18 protein-coding genes are annotated in these 20,245 nt (G+C 56.3%); 4 read left to right on the top strand and 14 right to left on the bottom strand.

What is annotated here, in order from left to right:
• Nucleotides 1-2: 2 nt before the first annotated feature.
• The 9 genes from ACXIUA_RS07670 to aspS form a co-directional block, all read right to left on the bottom strand.
• Nucleotides 3-539 (bottom strand): shikimate kinase, encoded by a 537-nt coding sequence (locus ACXIUA_RS07670; protein ID WP_070977196.1) that lies wholly within the window; start codon nt 537-539, stop codon nt 3-5.
• A gap of 50 nt (nt 540-589) precedes the next feature.
• The gene (gene aroC / locus ACXIUA_RS07675) at nt 590-1,801 is read right to left on the bottom strand and encodes a chorismate synthase (protein ID WP_256000218.1); all 1,212 of its coding nucleotides are present in this window, start codon (nt 1,799-1,801) and stop codon (nt 590-592) included.
• A gap of 22 nt (nt 1,802-1,823) precedes the next feature.
• Nucleotides 1,824-2,246 carry a prepilin peptidase gene (locus ACXIUA_RS07680; RefSeq protein ID WP_457976503.1) on the bottom strand — a complete coding sequence of 141 codons (423 nt, stop codon included), beginning with the start codon at nt 2,244-2,246 and terminating at the stop codon, nt 1,824-1,826.
• A gap of 3 nt (nt 2,247-2,249) precedes the next feature.
• Nucleotides 2,250-3,071 (bottom strand): shikimate dehydrogenase, encoded by an 822-nt coding sequence (locus tag ACXIUA_RS07685; protein WP_457976504.1) that lies wholly within the window; start codon nt 3,069-3,071, stop codon nt 2,250-2,252.
• Nucleotides 3,071-4,237, bottom strand: coding sequence for an endolytic transglycosylase MltG (mltG, locus tag ACXIUA_RS07690; RefSeq protein WP_457976505.1), 1,167 nt, complete (start codon nt 4,235-4,237; stop codon nt 3,071-3,073). The genes ACXIUA_RS07685 and mltG overlap by 1 nt, the downstream gene beginning before the upstream one ends.
• Nucleotides 4,234-4,728: a Holliday junction resolvase RuvX gene (gene ruvX / locus ACXIUA_RS07695; RefSeq protein WP_070362388.1), complete on the bottom strand. Its 495-nt coding sequence runs from the start codon at nt 4,726-4,728 to the stop codon at nt 4,234-4,236. Before ruvX ends, mltG begins: the two co-directional genes overlap by 4 nt.
• A 110-nt stretch (nt 4,729-4,838) precedes the next feature.
• Nucleotides 4,839-7,505: an alanine--tRNA ligase gene (gene alaS / locus ACXIUA_RS07700; protein ID WP_070477035.1), complete on the bottom strand. Its 2,667-nt coding sequence runs from the start codon at nt 7,503-7,505 to the stop codon at nt 4,839-4,841.
• A 48-nt stretch (nt 7,506-7,553) separates the two neighbouring features.
• The gene (locus tag ACXIUA_RS07705; protein ID WP_256041721.1) at nt 7,554-8,924 is read right to left on the bottom strand and encodes a replication-associated recombination protein A; all 1,371 of its coding nucleotides are present in this window, start codon (nt 8,922-8,924) and stop codon (nt 7,554-7,556) included.
• Nucleotides 8,925-9,069: 145 nt separating this feature from the next.
• Nucleotides 9,070-10,845 (bottom strand): aspartate--tRNA ligase, encoded by a 1,776-nt coding sequence (gene aspS, locus ACXIUA_RS07710; RefSeq protein ID WP_070977190.1) that lies wholly within the window; start codon nt 10,843-10,845, stop codon nt 9,070-9,072.
• Nucleotides 10,846-10,959: 114 nt separating this feature from the next.
• Between aspS and ypfJ the strand changes: the two genes are divergently transcribed.
• Both ypfJ and ACXIUA_RS07720 read left to right on the top strand, forming a co-directional pair.
• A complete protein-coding gene (ypfJ, locus tag ACXIUA_RS07715; RefSeq protein ID WP_457976540.1) occupies nt 10,960-11,862 on the top strand; it encodes a KPN_02809 family neutral zinc metallopeptidase in 903 nt (300 codons plus the stop codon).
• Between the two features lie 28 nt (nt 11,863-11,890).
• Nucleotides 11,891-13,285 (top strand): L-serine ammonia-lyase, encoded by a 1,395-nt coding sequence (locus tag ACXIUA_RS07720; RefSeq protein ID WP_070362384.1) that lies wholly within the window; start codon nt 11,891-11,893, stop codon nt 13,283-13,285.
• A 6-nt stretch (nt 13,286-13,291) separates the two neighbouring features.
• On the opposite strand, the gene hisS is transcribed toward ACXIUA_RS07720, so the two are convergent.
• From hisS to tpx, 3 genes are read right to left on the bottom strand one after another with little or no spacing between them, the layout of a single operon-like run.
• Nucleotides 13,292-14,581, bottom strand: a complete 1,290-nt coding sequence (gene hisS, locus ACXIUA_RS07725) for a histidine--tRNA ligase (RefSeq protein WP_256000222.1) — start codon at nt 14,579-14,581, stop codon at nt 13,292-13,294.
• A 43-nt stretch (nt 14,582-14,624) separates the two neighbouring features.
• The gene (locus tag ACXIUA_RS07730) at nt 14,625-15,263 is read right to left on the bottom strand and encodes an MBL fold metallo-hydrolase (protein WP_256020383.1); all 639 of its coding nucleotides are present in this window, start codon (nt 15,261-15,263) and stop codon (nt 14,625-14,627) included.
• A gap of 33 nt (nt 15,264-15,296) precedes the next feature.
• Nucleotides 15,297-15,794: a thiol peroxidase gene (gene tpx / locus ACXIUA_RS07735; RefSeq protein ID WP_070477027.1), complete on the bottom strand. Its 498-nt coding sequence runs from the start codon at nt 15,792-15,794 to the stop codon at nt 15,297-15,299.
• A gap of 120 nt (nt 15,795-15,914) precedes the next feature.
• Between tpx and ACXIUA_RS07740 the strand changes: the two genes are divergently transcribed.
• Together ACXIUA_RS07740 and ACXIUA_RS07745 are read left to right on the top strand one after the other, a co-directional pair.
• A complete protein-coding gene (locus ACXIUA_RS07740) occupies nt 15,915-16,847 on the top strand; it encodes a peptidylprolyl isomerase (RefSeq protein ID WP_457976506.1) in 933 nt (310 codons plus the stop codon).
• Nucleotides 16,848-16,971: 124 nt separating this feature from the next.
• Entirely contained in the window at nt 16,972-17,304 is a 333-nt protein-coding gene (locus tag ACXIUA_RS07745; protein WP_070976807.1) for a hypothetical protein, read from the top strand.
• An 81-nt stretch (nt 17,305-17,385) separates the two neighbouring features.
• Here ACXIUA_RS07745 and ACXIUA_RS07750 read toward each other — a convergent pair whose 3' ends face one another.
• Both ACXIUA_RS07750 and ACXIUA_RS07755 read right to left on the bottom strand, forming a co-directional pair.
• Nucleotides 17,386-19,665 (bottom strand): RelA/SpoT family protein, encoded by a 2,280-nt coding sequence (locus ACXIUA_RS07750; RefSeq protein ID WP_083290771.1) that lies wholly within the window; start codon nt 19,663-19,665, stop codon nt 17,386-17,388.
• Between the two features lie 19 nt (nt 19,666-19,684).
• The gene (locus ACXIUA_RS07755; RefSeq protein ID WP_070477021.1) at nt 19,685-20,233 is read right to left on the bottom strand and encodes an adenine phosphoribosyltransferase; all 549 of its coding nucleotides are present in this window, start codon (nt 20,231-20,233) and stop codon (nt 19,685-19,687) included.
• Nucleotides 20,234-20,245 lie beyond the last annotated feature (12 nt).

Raw genomic sequence — 20,245 nt, forward strand, 5'->3', positions numbered from 1 at the left:
TTCTATTCGCTATCGATGACGCCTAACACTTCAGCAACGATGCGCTGTGGCGGACGATCGTCAGTGCGGACGCGGTAGTCAGCAACCTCGCGGTAGAAAGGCTCACGTTCAGTAAGCAACGCCTGGTAACGCGCTTCAGGGTCTTCTGCTGCCAGCACTGGACGAGTCCCGTCTCCTGCAGTCCGTCGAGTGCCCTCTTTCACCCCGACGTCAACCCACACGACAAGGTGGTTTTCTAACAGAGCTCTCGTCTCAGGCCGAACCACAGCGCCACCGCCTAGGCTCACAACGCCCTTGCTCCCTAATACCTGCTTCACAACCTCGTGCTCAAGATCACGAAACGCATCCTCCCCCAACGATGCATAGACTTCACCGCACGGTTTACCTTCAGCTTGCTCGATTATCGAATCAGAATCCACGAACTGAAGGTTCAATGCCCTCCCTAATCGACGCCCAATCGTCGTCTTCCCAGCGCCTGGAGGGCCAACAAGCACGACTTTTGGAATACCGGACTCGCACGACCCTAGAACCTCGTCTATGGCTGGTCGGGAACCTGTATCTGCGTTCACAGTCATCCTTTCTTTGCGGACTACTCCCCATCAAAACGGAAGCGCTGCGCAACGTATTGCTGATACGACGCAATATTACGCCTCAACTCGTCGAGACTGTCCCCACCGAACTTTTTCAATGTCGCTTCCGCAAGCACAAGTGCCACCATCGCCTCTGCAACCACGCCTCCCGCTGGGACAGCACAGATATCGGATCGCTGGTGAATACCTGTGGCCTCCGCTCCGGTAGCCATATCGATAGATTGCAGCGCGCGAGGCACCGTAGAAATCGGCTTGAAGGCAGCTCGCACACGAAGCTGCTCACCGTTGGTCATACCACCCTCAAGGCCACCGGCTCGGTTAGACAGCCGCTGAACCCGGCCATCTTTCAACGTAATTTCGTCGTGCGCTTGCGACCCTCTACGCGTAGCAGTCTCAAAACCATCTCCAATTTCAACGCCCTTCACGGATTGAATGCTCATCAGCGCGCCCGCAAGTTGAGCGTCGAGGCGTGCTTCCCCAGAGATGTGGGAGCCCAGGCCGATTGGGAGGCCGTCGACAATTACTTCGACGACTCCGCCCAAGGTGTCCCCTGCTTTCTTTGCGGATTCGATACACGCAACCATCGAGGCTTCTGCTTCCTTGCTTGCGGCACGTACCGGGGAGGCGTCGATAGCATCAATGTCAGCAAAGGAAGGCAACACGTCACAATCAGGCACTGAGTCCCCAATTGAAACCACGTGCGAAAACACCTCAACGCCCAGGGCCTCACGCAAAAGCGCACGCGCAACCGATCCTGCGGCGACTCGCGCAGCCGTTTCACGTGCTGACGAACGCTCAAGCACAGGTCGTGCCGAATCGAATCCGTATTTGATCATGCCAGGAAGATCCGCATGCCCGGGTCGCGGCCGAGTCAACTTTGCACCACGCCCAGACGACATAGCCTTCTGTACATCTTCATTCGAAGTATCCAATGGATGCGGAGACATAATCGTCGTCCACTTTGGCCACTCTGTATTGCCGATCTGAATCGCAATCGGGCTGCCAATCGTGGTGCCGTGCAGAACTCCAGCGAGCAGCTCCAGCTTGTCTTGCTCAAACTTCATCCGCGCGCCGCGTCCGTACCCGAGACGGCGACGAGCGAGCTGATGTGCGATCTCCTGCTCAGTAATTGGCACGCCAGCAGGCATATCCTCAACAAGTGCGATCAGGGCTTGGCCGTGGGATTCTCCGGCAGTGGTCCAGCGAAACATGATGGCTATTCTGTCACACTTCTCATGAGAAGATGCAGTTTCCGGCATAGATTCCAATTACTGCCCAACTCGCCAATAGCATCGACGGGCCATGTGGAACACGGTGAGACCTTACGAGTAACGCGAAACATACCGTGCAGAAGCTGCTTATAAACAACGCCGCCATAACACCGATGAATCCACCAGCCGCTGCCGAAGCAACGCCCAGTGGAAGCGCGAGTTTGATGTCACCACCACCAATGCCCTGTCCAAACAGCAAATAGGTGGCAGGCCAAAGCATACCCACAGATAAGAAAGGCTCGAACGCGACGGCAATGACAGCTACAACGCACAGTGGCAACGTGAGCCAATTAGGCAACCTCGTGTATTTCAGGTCGTACCAGCATGTCAGTATCGACCAGGCCAACCCCAGAGCGACCGCGCCCCAAACAGCTCCCCCCGCCATCTTCTAGTGACTTTGCTGCTCTAACGCGGTCCAATGCTCCACGAGCGCCGTTTCCATTTCTTCACGCGGCGCATTGCGTCCCGTGAACTGTTCGAACTGTGAGAACGCCTGCCCCGCTAGCATCGTCAGCCCCCCGACTGCTTTGTAACCGTTCGCGGCAGATTGGGATACCAGCGGAGTCGGCCACGGATCATATATGACGTCCAGCAACGGGGCGTGAGCCAGCTGCTGAACATAGGGCCGCAGCGTATCTGCGGGGACAGTCGAAACAACCACGTCAGCAGCAGCCGTAACTTTGAATAGATCACCGTCAAAAGATACGAAGTTGCACCTAATGCCTTCCGTCAATCTTCGAAGCTCGCCGCTCCTATCTGAACGATTGATAACAGTAATTTCCTCAACCCCTCGTTCCCGAAGGGCCCAAATCACAGCCCGAGAAGTACCGCCGGCGCCGATCACAACCGCTCGTTGGATATCTGCTCCGCCAAGCAAACGGCGAAGCGCGTACAGCACTCCTTCGCAGTCAGTGTTATCCGCCCGCCACCCCTGGTGCGTGCGGACCAGGGTGTTCGCGGACCCGATCGCAGTTGCCCGATCGGTTGCCCGATCCGCAACCTTTAACGCGGCAAACTTGCCGGGCATCGTAACTGAAAACCCTTGGAAACTCTCGTCCGCCTCAAGCACGACCCTGGGAAGGTCTGCTTCGACGCACTCAATCCTTGTGTAACGCCAATCATCGAGCCCCAGAGCCTTATACCCAGCGTGGTGCAAGACCGGTGAGAGTGAATGCTCAATCGGGGAACCGAGGACGGCTGCTTGGTACATTACTGCTCCCGATTTCCTTCGCGCTGAGAATCGAGAATGCCAGAGTCATACGCGCGCTGCGTATCCTCCAAATGCTTATCAAAAGTGCGGTTAAAGACTGTCGTGCCATCCTTATCGATGGTCACAAAGAACAGCCAATCACCTTCTGCAGGCCGCTCCATCGCCTCAATTGCTTCCATCGATGGTGATGCAATCGGCGTTTGCGGTAGTCCATCCATCGCGTACGTGTTCCAAGGAGTGACCAGCTCACGGTCCTCACGTGACGTCGCAACCTCAACAGAGGGCAACCCATAGTTGACGGTCGAGTCAAACTCGAGACGCATAGGCTCTTTGAGACGGTTCAGGATAACTCGAGCCACCTTATCGAACTCTCCGGCGGGAGCCTCACGCTCAACCAGAGATGCAGCTACGACGAGTTCGTACGGAGTCAATCCAACTGACTTTGCCCTCGTGACTATGTCTGTCGCTTCATACTGCTTTGCAGATCGCGTAATCAAATCAGTGAGCACGGCCTCGGCAGACACCCCTGGATCCACGATGTACTCACCCGGAGCAATAAGTCCTTCAAGACGTTTCGCGTCTCCCGCTCGAGCGTTCACTACCTCGAGTGCCCACTCTGGAACGCCGAGGCTCGCCGGATCCGCATCGGCCGCAACGTGGTGCAGCTCTTCAACAGTAACGCAACCAGGTTTAACTTCCTCACCACAAGAAACTTGCTGAATCATGGACAAGATACCAAGACGCCGTTGCCCACCAACTACGTTGACATCCATGAGCGTTGCACCCCCATAAACCTGTAGTGGCGTCACGCGCTTGGATGGGTCGAGCAGCGCAGCCACGGCGCTGTCCGCACTCATCTCACCTTCCAAGCGGTAGAATCCAGGCTGAATGTTGTCCGAGTCCGCATTATTCGCAGCTGCAGTCTGGAACGCTCCGTTCGAAGCAACAATGCCACGTTCTTCAAGCTCAGGACCCAGCGACGAAATGTTCGAGCCCTCGGGGATCTCGACGACTTGTTCCTCACCATTACCGGTACCGTTAAAATCGGCGTTCGTGCCGTTACGCATCACCGCGATCCAGGCAATCAATCCAATGATCAGCAAGATCGACGTTACGAGCACCGCCGTGCCCCGTGTACGTCGTTTCGAGGTTGTTGGGGTCGTCACGATTGATTCTCCTTGAAGTAATTCGTTCGGCCGTCCAGCCAGGATTGCAAAATCTCAACCGCCGCAGCTTGATCAATCACACTACGACCAGCGCGCTCGTTCACGCCGCTCGCACGCAAGGCGTGAGCTGCAGCAACAGTTGTTAGACGTTCATCAGCCATTCTTACGGGAAGCCCAGATCGTCGCCTAATCCGGAACGCGATCTCTTTCGCGTGTTTGACGCTACGTGAGCCGTGACCTTTTAAATCGCGTGGCAGACCAACAACAACTTCAACGATCTTGTACTCGTCGATGATGTCGATGATTCTATCGATATCTGCTCCGTCGCGATCTTTAAATCCTGTAACACGGGCAACAGTCTCAAGTGGAGTCGCTAGCTTTGCATCACGGTCTGACGATGCGACACCGATACGAACTGTACCGACGTCAATTCCGAGGCGACGTCCCGGCCCGGGATCTTGAACCCCGGGGCGATCGGGCTGCACCGTCATACCATCACTCCAACCGTTTACTCTGTGCCTTCCCTTAAAACCTACTGGTTTTTTGGGACAACGGATATCCAAATACGGCGTGTCGCACTATTGATCCGTGCTTACGGGGCTTAGGCACCAAGTACGTCGCGGATTGCCTTGAAGCCGGCATCGATACCATCAGCGGAAGAGCCGGAGCCCTGAGCAAGGTTCGGCTTGCCGCCACCGCGCCCGTTGACGTATTCACCGAAGGACTTCACAAGTTCGCCAGCCTTGATCCCGCTCTCTACCGCCGCACTGGTAGCCGCAAACACGAACGGCACCTTGCCACCGTTATCAGAGGCCAGCGCAATGACCGCGGCCTCACCTTCCAGCTTGCCGCGTAGGTCGTTCGCCAAGGTGCGAACATCGCCAGCTTCGATACCGTCGGGCAGCTTCGCAGCAATCACCTTGTACGCACCGATGGTCTCTGCGCGGTCCAAGAACTCGCCAGTCTTCGACAGCAACTGCTGACGGTGCAAATTCTCAATCTCTTTTTCAGCAGCTCGGAGCCGCTCTGTGAGCTGCGCAATGCGCTCCGGCAGCTGGCCTGTTGGAGTCTTGAGCTCGGCAGCGAGCCCCGAGGCCAGTGCAGCTTCTTTCGAAAAGTACTGGAAGGAGTCCATGCCGGAGTACGCCTCGATACGGCGTGCGCCAGAGCCAACAGAAGACTCGCCGAGCACAGCAACAGGTCCAATCTGTGACGAGTGCTCAACGTGTGTACCACCGCACAGCTCAATCGAGAACGGCCCGCCGATCTCTACCACCCGCACCTGGTCACCGTAGTTCTCGCCGAATAGCGCCATCGCGCCCATTTCCTTCGCCTTTGATAGCGAAGTTTCGATGGTGTTAACCGCGAAGTCTGCGTCCACCGCCTGGTTCGTAATGGTTGCAATCTCCTGGAGCTGAGCATCAGTCAGCTGTTCGGTGTAGTTGAAGTCGAAACGCAGGTAGCCAGGCTTGTTCATCGAACCAGCCTGGACAGCGGTTGGGCCGAGCACCTGACGTAGCGCAGCGTGAATGAGGTGGGTAGCGGTATGCGCCTGTCGCGCCCCATGACGCCACTTCTCATCAACTTCAGCTTGTACCTGATCGCCGAGGCCAATGCCGCCATGTTCCACGGTTGCCTTGTGCACCCACAGTTTCTTGCCGATCTTCTGCACGTCGTGAACTTGCAACATCGTATCGCCAACGCGAATCAGACCGCGGTCGGCCATCTGGCCACCGGCTTCGGCGTACATCGGAGTGACGTCGAGAATAACCTCGACCTCATCGCCTTCCGCAGCCTCGTTCACCTTGTCACCGTCGCGGACGAGACCGAGGACTCGGGCATCATGCTCAAGTTCTGAATAGCCCACAAACTCGGTCGGGTGATTGTCCACCCACTCCCGATAGAGCGATTCATCAACGTTACGGTGCTTCTTCGCTTTATTGTCAGCCTTCGCCCGAGCTCGCTGCTCCTGCATGGCGGAGTTAAATGCGTCCATATCGACGTCAAGTCCGGCCTCATGCGCCATCTCCAACGTCAAGTCAATTGGGAAACCGTACGTGTCGTGGAGTTCGAATGCCTGCTGGCCAGGCAGAGTCTTCGCTCCGGATGCACGCAGTTGCTCGACTGTTTCGTCGAATCGGTGTGTACCGGATTCGAGGGTCTTCAAGAAGGCACGCTCTTCAGCCAAAGCAACCCGCAGGATACGTTCCCGGTTCTTCGCGATCTCCGGGAACGACGGCGTCATTGTATCCATAATGGTGTTCATAAAGACCTCAAGCACGTTCCCAGTTGCGCCTAGGAGACGTGCAGAGCGAACAATTCGGCGCAGCAAGCGGCGCAGAATGTAACCGCGCCCCTCGTTCGACGGCGTAACACCATCGAGAATGATCATCATGCCTGTACGCGAGTGGTCCGCAATCACGCGGAACCTTACATCATCTTCGTGCACTCCTGCGTCGTACTTAGTGCCGGTAAGCTCAACTGCCGCGTCAATAACCGGGCGGAGCAGATCTGTTTCATACACATTGTCGACGCCCTGCAGCAGGCAGGCAACGCGTTCGATGCCTAGCCCGGTATCGATGTTCTTCTTTGGCAACTCTCCGACGAGCTCAAAGTTGCCCTTCTTGTCGCCCTCACCGCGAATCGACTCCATGAAGACCAAGTTCCAGATCTCCATGTAGCGGTTATCGTCAGCGATTGGCCCGCCCTCTTTACCGTATTCAGGGCCACGGTCATAGTAGATCTCCGAGCACGGACCACACGGCCCAGGAATACCCATGGACCAGAAGTTGTCCTCCATGCCCATTCGCTGGATATGCGACGGATCTACCCCGATCTTGTTTTCCCAAATCGAAGCAGCCTCGTCGTCATCCAGATACACCGTCACCCACAGCCGCTCTGGGTCGAGGCCGTAACCGCCATCCTCTACGCTGCCCGTCAGCAGCTCCCATGCGTGAGTAATCGCGCCTTCCTTGAAATACTGGCCGAAGGAGAAGTTGCCGGCCATCTGGAAAAACGTATTGTGGCGAGTCGTGATACCTACTTCTTCAATATCAAGCGTTCTCACGCACTTTTGAATCGAAGTCGCTTTCCCATGTTCAAAGGGAGGGTTCTGTTGGCCAAGAAAATACGGCTTGAACGGAACCATGCCCGCATTCACGAACAGCAGTGTCGGATCGTCCAAGATAAGCGATGCGCTCGGAACTGGTGTATGTCCTGCACGAACGAAGTGCTGCGTAAAGCGCTCACGAATCTCATGGGTTTGCACGGAGTAGTTTCCTTTCAAGTTCGAATCAATCTCGAACTACTCTACCCCTCAACCACGTACTAACCTACGCAGCCTACCCAAGAACCCGGAAATTCTTCGCTCGTCACCGTGGTCCGTTGGTGTGTAGTAGACCGCATCCTCTAAGCCGTCGGGAATGTACTGTTGTTGTACTACCCCCTTCGGGTCATCATGCGGGTAGACATAACCGACTGCATTGCCCATCGCTTTCGCGCCCTCATAATGCCCGTCCCGTAAATGCGCTGGAACCGGGCCAATCTTTCCCGCGCGCACGTCCTCCTGGGCGCGCGTAATCGCCTGAATCACTGCTGGCGATTTTGGCGCGGTAGCCAAATGAATCGTCGCTTGTGCAAGTGTCAGTCGACCCTCAGGCATCCCGATCAGCTGTACCGCCTGCGCTGCGGCAACTGCAGTTTGCAACGCTGATGGATCGGCCATACCAATGTCCTCCGAAGCATGAATGACCAGCCTGCGGGCTATAAAGCGAGGATCCTCACCAGCTTCAATCATCCGTGCCAAATAGTGCAACGCTGCGTCGACATCTGAGCCTCGAATCGACTTGATGAATGCGGAAACTACGTCGTAGTGCTGGTCGCCGTCCCGGTCGTAACGCACCACCGCACGGTTCACGCTTTCCCTCACGACATCAAGAGTGATTGTCTCCCCCGGTTCGACTGATGCTGCAGCTGCCTCCAAGTACGTCAAACTGCGGCGTGCATCTCCACCCGCCAAGGCTATGAGTTGCGCTCGCGCGTCGTCGGCAAGCTTCACGGAACCCGCGAGCCCACGTTCGTCTTGTATCGCTCGATCAATCACCACGCCGAGGTCTTCAGCCGATAAGGATTCAAGTTTCAGAAGCAACGAGCGTGAAAGCAGCGGGGCTACCACGCTAAATGAGGGATTCTCCGTCGTAGCCGCTACAAGCAACACCGTGCGATTCTCGACGGCAGCTAACAGCGCATCCTGTTGAGTCTTAGAAAACCGATGAACCTCGTCAATAAACAGGACCGTGCTCTCACCCGAGATCAAATCTCTACGCGCTGCATCGATGACCGCGCGGATCTCCTTCACCCCTGAAGACAGTGCAGAAAGACCAACGAAGTTTTGCCCCATTGTTTTAGCGATCAACGAAGCGATGGTTGTTTTACCAGTACCGGGTGGACCGTAAAGTATCACTGAGGCTGCACCCGATCCTTCTACAAGCCGGCGTAGAGGTTTGCCCTCGGAAAGAAGGTGTTGCTGCCCAGCAACTTCATCCAAACTCTGAGGGCGCATTCGGGCAGCGAGGGGTGCACCGTGACCTGCTGCAAAAAAGTCTGAGCCACGTTGTGCGCCACCATCATTGGCAGTCTGCTGGCCACTAGTCGGTAAGGAGTTACCGAATAGATCACCCTGCGACATGTTTACTCTCCTCAAAAACTACCGCTCAGTCCCGGCAGGCCGACCACCTGTGAGAAAAGCCGGAGCTCCAACAACCTACACGGTTGCCGACGCTCCGGCACGCGTTTGTTTCATTGCGCCGGCTCATCCGTGCGCAATGTCGACGCTACTTCTTCGGCTTAAAATCAACGCCAGTCTCTTTACGCTGCTCGTCTGGAATAGGCGCAGGCGCATCCGTCAGTGGGTCTACGCCGCCGCCGGACTTCGGGAAGGCAATGACGTCACGAATGGAGTCAAACCCGCCAAGCAAGGACACAATGCGGTCCCAGCCGAATGCGATGCCGCCGTGCGGTGGCGCACCGTAAGCAAATGCCTCAAGCAGGAAGCCAAACTTCTCCTTGGCTTCTTCCTCGGTGATGCCCATGACTTCGAAGACACGCTGCTGGACGTCTCTCTCGTGAATACGAATGGATCCGCCACCGATTTCGTTGCCGTTGCAGACAATGTCGTATGCGTATGCCAGAGCTTCGCCTGGGTTCTTCTCGAAGTCTGCCTTGAATTCTGGCTTCGGCGAGGTAAACGCGTGGTGCACAGCGGTCCACTTCGAGTGGCCAAGCGCAACGTCTCCGGAGGCAGTAGCGTCAGCGGACGGCTCGAACATCGGAGCATCAACCACCCAAGTAAACGCCCAATCGCCTTCCTTAATCAGGCCAAGCTTGCGAGCGATTTCCCCTCGCGCTGCGCCGAGCAATGCACGGGCACTCTTCGCGTCACCTGCTGCAAAGAAGATGCAGTCACCAGGCTTCGCACCGACGTGTGCTGCAATGCCGGCCTTCTCTTCCTCAGTGATGTTCTTCGCAACAGGACCACCGAGCTCGCCATCCTCCTGCACCAAGATGTACGCCAGGCCCTTCGCGCCGCGCTGCTTTGCCCAATCCTGCCAGGCATCAAGCTGACGGCGGGGCTGAGAAGCGCCACCATCCATGACAACGGCACCAACGTAGTCATTCTGGAAGACGCGGAAAGTCGTGTCTTTGAAAAACTCAGTGCAGTCCACTAGCTGAATATCGAAACGAAGGTCCGGCTTGTCCGAGCCGTACTTCTCCATCGCGTCTTTGTATGTCATGCGCGGGATCGGAGTTGAGACCTCGTAGCCGATCAGCTTCCACAACTCAACAACGATCTGCTCCGCGAGAGCGATGATGTCATCCTGGTCGATAAAGCTGGCCTCGATATCGAGCTGTGTGAACTCCGGCTGGCGGTCCGCACGGAAGTCTTCGTCGCGGTAGCAGCGCGCGATCTGGTAGTAGCGTTCCATGCCGCTGACCATCAAAAGCTGTTTGAACAGCTGTGGCGACTGCGGCAATGCGTACCAGGTACCAGGGCGCAAACGGGCCGGCACCAGGAAATCACGCGCACCTTCAGGGGTAGAACGGGTCAACGTTGGCGTTTCAATTTCCGTGAAATCATTCGCATCCAACACCTTACGTGCTGCGCGATTCGCCGCTGCGCGGAGGCGAAGTGCTGCGGCCTGTCGCTCGCGACGAAGGTCAAGGTAGCGGTACTTCAAGCGAGTCTCTTCGCCTACCTCGTTCGAAGAGGCGTCCTCAATCTGGAACGGCAGCGCAGCAGCCTTGTTGAGCACCTTCAGCTCAGAAACGTTGACCTCGATCTCACCCGACGCCAGGTTCGGGTTAGCCGAGCCCTCTGGGCGTGGTTCAACAACACCAGTTACCTGAATGCAGTACTCGCTACGCAAATCGTGCGCAGCTTCAGCGACTTCCGAATCCCTAAAAACCACCTGCGCGTAGCCAGAGCGGTCACGCAAGTCGATAAAAATAACGCCACCGTGGTCGCGCCTACGGCCTACCCAACCTGCCAGCGTGACGGTTTGTCCTTCAAGGTCTTTGCGGAGCTCGCCCGCGAGATGAGTGCGCAGCACAGTCTGTTCCACGTCCTTCCACGTGAGGTACAACATTAACTGTTGAAAGTGTACCCCCTTTGTCTCGCATGCGAAGGGACGGGTCCGAAGACCGTACCAATTCCCCATAAACGCCTGCGTCTATGGCATGCTTGTCCCATGACGTTTAACAGCAACTATCAGCGCGGAAGTGGCTACGCAAAGACTGGTTCAGGTGGGCGGCGTGGCGTCCCAATCGCCACAGGCGGTGGTATTGGTGGACTTGTACTCATAGTTCTCTTTATTGCACTGGGCGGAAATCCGGCTGATCTCATCGAGCAATCTCCATCCGGCACAGAGCCGGATTCGAGTTACTCCTTGGAGCATTGCAACGAGGACAACGCTGCAAACAAATACGACGACTGCCGGGTCGAGGCAGCCGGCGTATCCGTCAACGGTGTTTGGAAAACCCTTTTGCCAGAGCAAGCTGGCCTTGACTACACCGAACCAGGCCTCACCTTGTTCCGGGACGCGACGCAGACTGGCTGCGGCTATGCTTCCTCAGCTACCGGTCCTTTCTATTGCCCCGCCGACCAAACAGCGTACTTTGACACCACGTTTTTTGAGCAGCTCAATGCACTCGGCGGGAACGACGCACCGTTCACGCAAATGTATGTGACGGCTCACGAGTTTGGACACCACGTACAGCAGATTGAGGGCACCCTCGGTCTCAGCAACTATAACGATCCTGGTGAGCATTCTGCTGCCGTAGCCATCGAAATACAGGCCGACTGCTACGCGGGTATCTGGGCACATTACGCGGACAAGGGTGACAACGCATTGCTTGAGCCGCTAACTGAAGACGACGTCCTCGCTGCAATTGAGACCGCACAGGCTATCGGAGATGACAACATCCAACGCCGCTCGGGCGGTGACGTCAACCCCGATACCTGGACACATGGTTCTTCTGAGCAGCGAAAGACCGCGTTTATGTCCGGGTACAGGACCGGCAAAATGTCCGCCTGCGACACTCTCAACCGTGGCGTCTACAAGGGCTAAATCTTTCTGGTGATGTAACATCGCGCGCATGTCACACAATGCAGTCAGCGTCGTTGATTTGTTCAGCATCGGAATCGGCCCATCGTCTTCTCATACGGTGGGCCCTATGCGTGCCGCGCTTGCATTTATCGAGGATTTGAGTGAAGCGCCCGCCGCAGTCAAGGTTGAGCTGCGAGGCTCCTTGGCGGCAACGGGTGTGGGCCACGGAACCGACCGAGCTGTGCTACTGGGACTTGTCGGTTATACCCCACTTACTACTTCTGCGGACACCCGGCCGCTTCCTGGTGAGCTCATTCCAGAACGAGGGCACATCCAAGGTCCAGAGCGTGAACTCGACTATGAAGTCGCGATGAACCCGGTGCCCGTCGCTAAGCACCCAAACTGCCTGATTTTCGATGCGTGGAACGCCGAGGGCGTGCGCATCGCTTCCCGTAAAGAGTACTACTCCGTTGGCGGTGGTTTTATCCTCGACCGCACGCAGATGGAAGCAAACCGCGACCAGGCGGGCGTCGCCACCGTACGCGATGCGGTTAACGTCCCCTACCCATTTTCCGATGGTGCGTCCCTAATGCGCCAGTGCGAAACTCATCAGCTATCTATCGCAGAACTCATGCGTGCGAACGAAGAAGCGATACACGGCAAGGACGTCCTGGATGCTCACCTCGACGCGGTCTGGGACACCATGCAAGAGTGCGTCGCCCACGGCCTAAAAACGGAAGGCGAGCTTCCAGGTGGACTATCAGTTCGTCGCCGCGCTCCTCGGCTACATCGCTTATTGACGGCCGAATACGAGGCCTCCGCATCTCGCGGCCTTGACGCGATGGAATGGGTCAACTTGTACGCTCTCGCTGTCAATGAGGAAAACGCCGCGCACGGGCGCATCGTGACCGCCCCGACGAATGGTGCGGCGGGGATTATCCCGGCTGTCATGCACTACTGCCGGGATTTTACCGACGACTTCGACCGGGATGCTGCGCATCAGTTCCTGCTGACCGCTGGAGCGATCGGCGCCATCATTAAGACGAACGCTTCCATTTCCGGTGCCGAAGTCGGGTGTCAGGGCGAGGTAGGGTCCGCATCGTCCATGGCCGCAGCCGGTATGTGCGCAATTCTGGGCGGCACTCCGCAGCAGATAGAGAACGCTGCTGAGATTGGCCTCGAGCACAACCTCGGACTCACATGCGATCCAGTGGCTGGCCTTGTGCAGATTCCTTGCATAGAACGAAATGCCATCGGAGCGGTGAAATCAATCAACGCGGCCCGCCTAGCCAAGCTTGGTGATGGAACCAATAAAGTCACGCTCGATGATGTAGTAGAAACGATGGCAGCGACAGGCCACGACATGATGAGCAAGTACAAAGAGACGTCAATGGGAGGCCTCGCTGTACAGCTTGGCCTCCCGGTCAACATCACAGAGTGCTAAATCAGGCTAGCTCACTGCCTGAATAATAGCCGTAGCCTGAAGCGGAACGGCAACTTGTTCGTGGCTCTCCAGATTCTTGACCGCCACTTCCCCGTTCGCCAGCTCCTGGTCCCCGAGCACGAGAGCAAAACGCGCGCCCGCCCGGTCAGCGCCTTTCATTGCGCCTTTCAAACCGCGACCACCGTACGCCATGTCCGCTGAAATTCCTGCGGCACGGAGCTCGTCGATAAGCGAGCTCATCTTGCGGCGAGCCTCCTCACCGATTGCTACGCCGAACACCTCAACGCGACGATCCATATTCGGGAGCGCCACCTCCTCAGCCTCCAGCGCGAGCACTGTCCTATCAACGCCAAGTCCGAATCCGATGCCTGACAGATCTTGGCCACCGATCTGGGCCATCAAGCCATCGTAACGTCCACCTCCGCCAATTCCCGACTGAGCCCCAAGACCATCGTGCACAAACTCGAAAGTAGTCTTTGTGTAGTAGTCAAGGCCTCGCACCATCCGCGGGTTAATCACAAACGGAACCCCCATATCCTTCAGCGTCCCGGTAACAGTCTCGAAGTGCTCGCGAGACGCATCTGAGAGGTGGTCCAGCATCAACGGCGCATCGGCTAGAAGCTCCTGTACCTCCGGACGCTTGTCGTCCAGAACACGAAGCGGATTGATTTCCACGCGGTGCTGCGTCTCCTCGTCTAACGGGAGCTTCTTGAGGAAAGCTTGGAGCTTTTCCCGGTATGCGGGCCTGCAGGTGTGATCGCCAAGGCTTGTCAGCTCGAGGCGAAAGCCTTTCAACCCAACACTCCGGTAGCAACGATCCGCAAGTGCGATAATCTCCGCATCAAGCAAGGGGTCGTCGACGCCAATTGCCTCGACACCAACTTGCTGCAACTGGCGGTACCTGCCAGCTTGCGGACGCTCGTATCTGAAAAACGGACCGGCGTAGTTCAGTTTCACCGGCAGATAACCCCTGTCAAGGTTGTGTTGGATCACTGCACGCATGACGCCTGCAGTCCCCTCTGGACGCAAGGTCACAGAACGCCCGCCACGGTCGGCAAACGTGTACATTTCCTTCGACACAACATCGGTAGATTCACCGACACCACGGGCGAAAAGAGTTGTGTCTTCGAAAACCGGAAGCTCGATGTGTTGGAAACCCGCAACATGCGCCTGTCGCACGAACTCATCGCGGACATAAAGGAACTTCGACGACGCCGGGGGCACGTACTCCTGCACTCCCTTTGGAGCGCTCAGTGCCTTGAACTTTTCTTTTTGGGGTTTCTTCGTATCACTCACGGGGACTGAGTCTAGCTGTTCTCAGTCGCTACCGCAGCCATGGCTACTGATTACGAGCCTCAAGGAGAAACGGGTTCGTGGTTCGTTCGTGCGCCATGGTTGTACCGGGCCCGTGTCCAGGCAACAACGTTGTCTCGTCAGGAATCGCCCAAACCGGTCCACACAAAGAGGTTTTCATTGCCCCTGGATCGGAGTGTGGCAGGTCAGTCCGGCCGACGGACCCCGCGAACAGCACGTCGCCTGAAAACATGACGTCGCCCATCTGATAGAGGACACTGCCGGGAGAATGGCCTGGAGTATGAGTTACATCAACCCTAAAACTGGCGATTTCAAGTGGCCCATCTGCGTCAAACGTGCGGAGGTCCGATACGGCCTCCATCGAAGCGGCGTCGAAAAGCTCGAGTGTTGAGGCAGGAAGACCGCGTCCATGATCAAGCATGAACGCGTCAGCTGCGTGAATAAATACGGGAACCTGGTACCGCGCAACATCTCTCGTATGGTCAATATGGCCGTGGGTAAGAAAGATGGCCACAAGTTGCAGCCCCTCTTCCTTGAGAAACGCAGAAACGACCTGATGCGTTCCCATGCCGGCATCGACGAGGCAGGCTAGCTTCGCAGAATCATCGATGATGACGTAGCAGTTCGTCTGAAACGGTCCCGACGTAAAACCTAAGATTCGCAATGCCTACCTCGCTGTCTACCTAAACCTCTCCGACTAGGAAAGGGCAGCCTCGGCAGCCGAGTAGTTGGGCTCGTTGGTGATCTCCTCGACCAGCTCGACGTGCACCACGCGATGATCGGCGTCAGTCACGATGACCGCGCGTGCAAGCAATCCCTTGAGTGGCGTTCCGTCAAGCGTGAGGCCGAACGCCGTGCCGAAATCAGAGCGGAATGCAGAGAGGGCCTCTACATTCTCGATGCCCTCTGCCGCGCAGAAACGCTGCTGAGCAAACGGCAAGTCCTTCGAGATACAAAGCACTGCAGTGTTTTCTGCAGATCCCGCAAGCTCATTAAACGCCCGCACAGACTTTGCGCACACGTCAGTGTCTAGCGATGGGAAAACGTTCAGTACCAGGCGCTTCCCCTCGTAATCGGTCAACTTCTTTTCCGAAAGATCGCCTGCGACTAGCACGGCGTCAGGAAGGGTGTCGCCTACCTTCGGAAGAGATCCAGATGTTTGCGATTCATTACCTTGAAAAAATACCTTTGCCATGTCCACGACCCTACATGAACTATCGGAAGCGAGCAGTCGCACAAAACACAGCAAAATACGACGGGTACAGTTACACCTGCTAATATTTCCCAGTCAACTAGTCAGAATAGAGGTACTACGGTGAGCAATAAAGAGCGCGGTCAAGAAGCCCTTAAACATCTGGAGCGTGAATTGAATTCACGCGATCGAAAGCAGAACTCAAAACCCTGGTCGATCGCGGCGCTTTCCGCAGTTGTAATCGTGGCGCTAGGCGGCGGCATCTACTTCCTGGCGAACCAGGACGGCGACAGCACCAGCGAAGCACAAAGCTCGGCTGAAGAAACCACCGCCCCAAGCGAGTTCGACGCCAACAACTACGAGGCAATCGCGACGAAGCGTGCCGAAGCACTCCCTGCCTCAGTCTCGTGTGAATACACCCCCGATACAGCACAGGGTGACAAGAAAGCAGACCTGCCGAAGACCGACAACGTCTCTACGACAGGGACCGTCAACGTCGAGCTCGACACCAGTACAGGGCCGATTGGTATGGAGCTCGACCGCTCTGTCTCGCCGTGCACTGTGAATGCGATCGAACACCTCGCCTCTGCTGGCTACTTCAACGATACCGTCTGTCACCGGCTCACCGATGGCGACGGCCTTAAAGTACTGCAGTGCGGTGACCCGACCGGCGTAGGCAGCGGTGGTCCTGGCTTCCAGTTCGCAAATGAGTTCCCGACTGACGAAGCGCTCAAGGCGCTCAAGGACGCGCCTGCTCCTGACGGAGTGTCCCCCGAGGAAGCAGAGCAAATGAAGCAGATGGAGCTCCAGCAGAACCCTCAGAAGTACGCGCGCGGCACCATCGCTATGGCGAACGCCGGTTTGGATACCAATGGGTCCCAGTTCTTCCTGAACTACGGTGATTCAGTGCTGCCTCCGCTGTACACCTACTTCGGTCAAATCTCTGAAGAAGGTTTGAACACCCTTGACAAGATTGCTGAAAAGGGCGTCGAAGGCGGCGGCCGAGACGGCGCACCAGCCGAAGAGGTACGCATCAAATCGGCAACCGTAAAGTAACTACACAGTTGCCTCTCAGCTGCACAGGAGCAGTTTTCAGTCTATTCAAAGTCTTGCAAAACGTCTGATAGCCAACTAGAGTTTGCACTCGTACATTTGTCAATCCCGTCAGATTGGAAAATTCATGAACTTCCGTAAAAGTATTCTTGCAGCAGCCACTGCTGTAGCTGTCGCAACTTCTGGCGTTGCTGCTGCTGAGGCTGCAGAAAGCACCACCCCAACCACCACGGCCAAGCCAGCTTCGAACACCAAGACTGAGAAGGCCCCGACGGTGAAGAACACCACCTCCAAGAAGTCCACCACGAAGCAGGCTCCTAAGGATCAGTCGAGCGACGAGGGCTCCTCCGTCAAGGACATGTCCCCATCTGAAATCCGTGACTGGATCGCAGTGTTCACCGCCGTCATCGGTGCGCTCGGTACCCTGTTCGCATTCCTGGACAAGTACCTGCGCAAGTAGACCGCTGGCTAGGTGCCACACTGGCATCTCCCACTAGCGCACCCAAGTGGGGTAACCCGTGATCGGGTTACCCCACTTTTTCTATACACCGACGCGGTAGACGTCGAATACCCCTTCAACATTCCGGATCAGATTCATCACAGAAGCGAGCTGCTTCGTATCCGAAACCTGGAAGCTGAATCGAATCGTGGCAATACGGTCTTCCTTAGCTTGTGAGGAAAGCGATAGAATCGCCAATTTTTGTTCAGACATTACCCCCGTGAGTTCCGCGAGGAGGCCGTGCCGGTCAAGAGCTTCCACCTGAACGGTCACGATAGAGGTACCCGCAGAGCCGCCAGCGCCGGACCACGAAACCTCGATCAACCGCTCTGGCTCTTGCCTGAGCTTGTTCGCGTTGGTGCAATCTGTGCGGTGCACCGAAACCCCTCCACCGCGGGTTACGAACCCGAAGATATCGTCGCCAGGAACCGGCTGGCAACAGTTAGCAAATTTGGCCATTACATCCGGGCTGCCCTGCACCAAGACTACAGGGCCATCGCCCGAGGGTTCTGGTCGGATGATCTTTGAATGGGGCGTCCGATCCGCCAGAAGATCTGCGGCGTCTTCGACGTCACCAAACTGGTCGACCAGCATTTTTGCAACATGCCGGGACGAAACATTCCCAGCGCCGATAGCCGTGTACAGGGCATCTACATCGGAGTAACGCAGCCTGCGTGCAATATCGCGCATTGACTCAGGCGTAAATAGCCGGTGAAGTGGAAGTCCGCTCCGCTGTACTTCCGCTGCCAGCGCATCGCGTCCGACTTCGAGGTGTTCCTCGCGCCGTTCTTTCGCGAACCACTGACGCACCTTTGTTTTCGCACGCGGTGAAACAATAAAGTCTTGCCAGTCACGAGAAGGCCCGGCATTCGGGTCCTTCGAGGTAAAAATCTCGACGCGGTCACCATTTTGCAGCTGTGACTCCAGAGCAACCAGTTTGCCGTTAACTTTTGCCCCCACGCATCGGTGGCCTACCTCAGTGTGCACCGCGTAGGCAAAGTCCACAGGCGTCGAACCGGCAGGAAGGTTGATAACATCGCCGTGTGGCGTGAAGACGAAAATCTGCTTGCTTGTCAGGTCGTAGCGCAGTGAATCAAGAAACTCATTTGGGTCTGAAGCTTCCTTTTGCCAGTCAAGCAGTTGGCGCATCCACGCCATCTGATCTACTTCAGCCTGATCTCCCTTATGCGATCCTTTCGTCTCTTTGTACCGCCAGTGAGCTGCAACACCGAACTCGGCGTTGTAGTGCATCTCGTGCGTACGTACCTGTACTTCGAGAGCTCGCCCGCTGTTCGTCATCACCGTCGTGTGCAGCGACTGATACACACCGAATCGCGGATTCGAAATATAGTCCTTAAATCGGCCCGGCATTGCAGAATACATAGCATGGACGACGCCGACCGCTGCGTAACAGTCGTGGAGATTATCGACGAGCACGCGAACGCCAACGAGGTCGAAGATTTCGTCGAACTCGTGGCCTCGAACAACCATTTTTTGGTAGATGGACCAATAGTGCTTCGGCCTCCCCATCACCTCTGCGTCGATCCCGTTTTTCTTCAGTTCGGTTTGCAACTCACGAATAATCTCTGCAAGAGCTCTGTCCCGCGAGGGCGCTCGGTCAGCAACTAACCTCACGATCTCTTCGTATTTCTTCGGGTAGAGGATCGCGAACGCGAGATCTTCAAGCTCCCATTTCACAGTCGCCATCCCGAGGCGGTGTGCAAGCGGTGCAATCACATCAAGGGTTTCGCGCGCCTTCTTCGCTTGCTTCTCAGGAGGAAGAAAGCGCATCGTGCGCATGTTGTGGAGCCTATCCGCAACCTTAATCACAAGTACCCGGGGATCCTCCGCCATGGCAACGATCATTTTCCGGATCGTTTCTGCCTCTGCCGACGCCCCAAGCGCAACCTTGTCTAACTTCGTTACGCCATCGACGATTCGTGCCACCTCAGGCCCGAAATCGGCCGTAAGTTCATCCAGGGTGTAGTCAGTGTCCTCAACGGTGTCATGCAACAGTGCTGCCACCAACGTTGTGGTGTCCATACCAATTTCACCACAGATCGTGGCTACGGCAAGCGGGTGCGTAATATATGGGTCGCCTGATTTCCGGAACACGCCATCGTGTAGCTGCTCAGCCGTCTCATAGGCACGATTCAATAATGCGACGTCGCACTTCGGATGGTGCCGTCGATGAATCGATAACAGCGGGTCCAGGACCGGATTGCTACGGACCCGCACACCGCCAGTGAGCGAACGAGCAAGTATTGCGGACACACTTCGCATCGAGGGTGTATTCCTCTTCGGTGCTTTCTCTTGAGTCACAGTCCGCCTCCAAACTCTCCTATTGGTCGAGCACTACCACGGGAACATCTCCTAAGCGGCTTCTACCGTCCAGTCCTTGTACCTCGAGCATTACTACGTATCCAACAACGCTACCACCTGCGCGTTGGATTAAATCGGTTGCTGCGGAAAGAGTTCCGCCAGTAGCAAGCACATCGTCAACGAGAACAACCTTCTTACCGTCCAGGTCAATTCCCGACGCCGGGATTTCCAAAGCTGCAGTGCTGTACTCGGTTTTGTATTCCTGTGTAATCACCGGCGGAGGGAGCTTCCCCTTCTTACGGATGGCGAGGATGCCTACGCCCATCTCGTATGCAACAGCTGAGCCCAGGAGAAAACCACGGGCATCCAGCCCGCCAACAAGGTCTGCTCCAAGATTCTCAGATACACGCGCCATTTCTTTGATAACAACCCGCAAGGCATGCGCATCTGCAAGCACCGGTGTGAGGTCTTCAAACAACACGCCCTTTTCGGGAAAATCTGGTACTTTACGGATCTTTTCTCGAAGCGCTTCCTTTGCGCTTTCAAACGTGTCCTTCGAATCGCCCATGGGTTTCTCCTT

This window comes from Corynebacterium sp. UMB8791 (assembly GCF_054166365.1).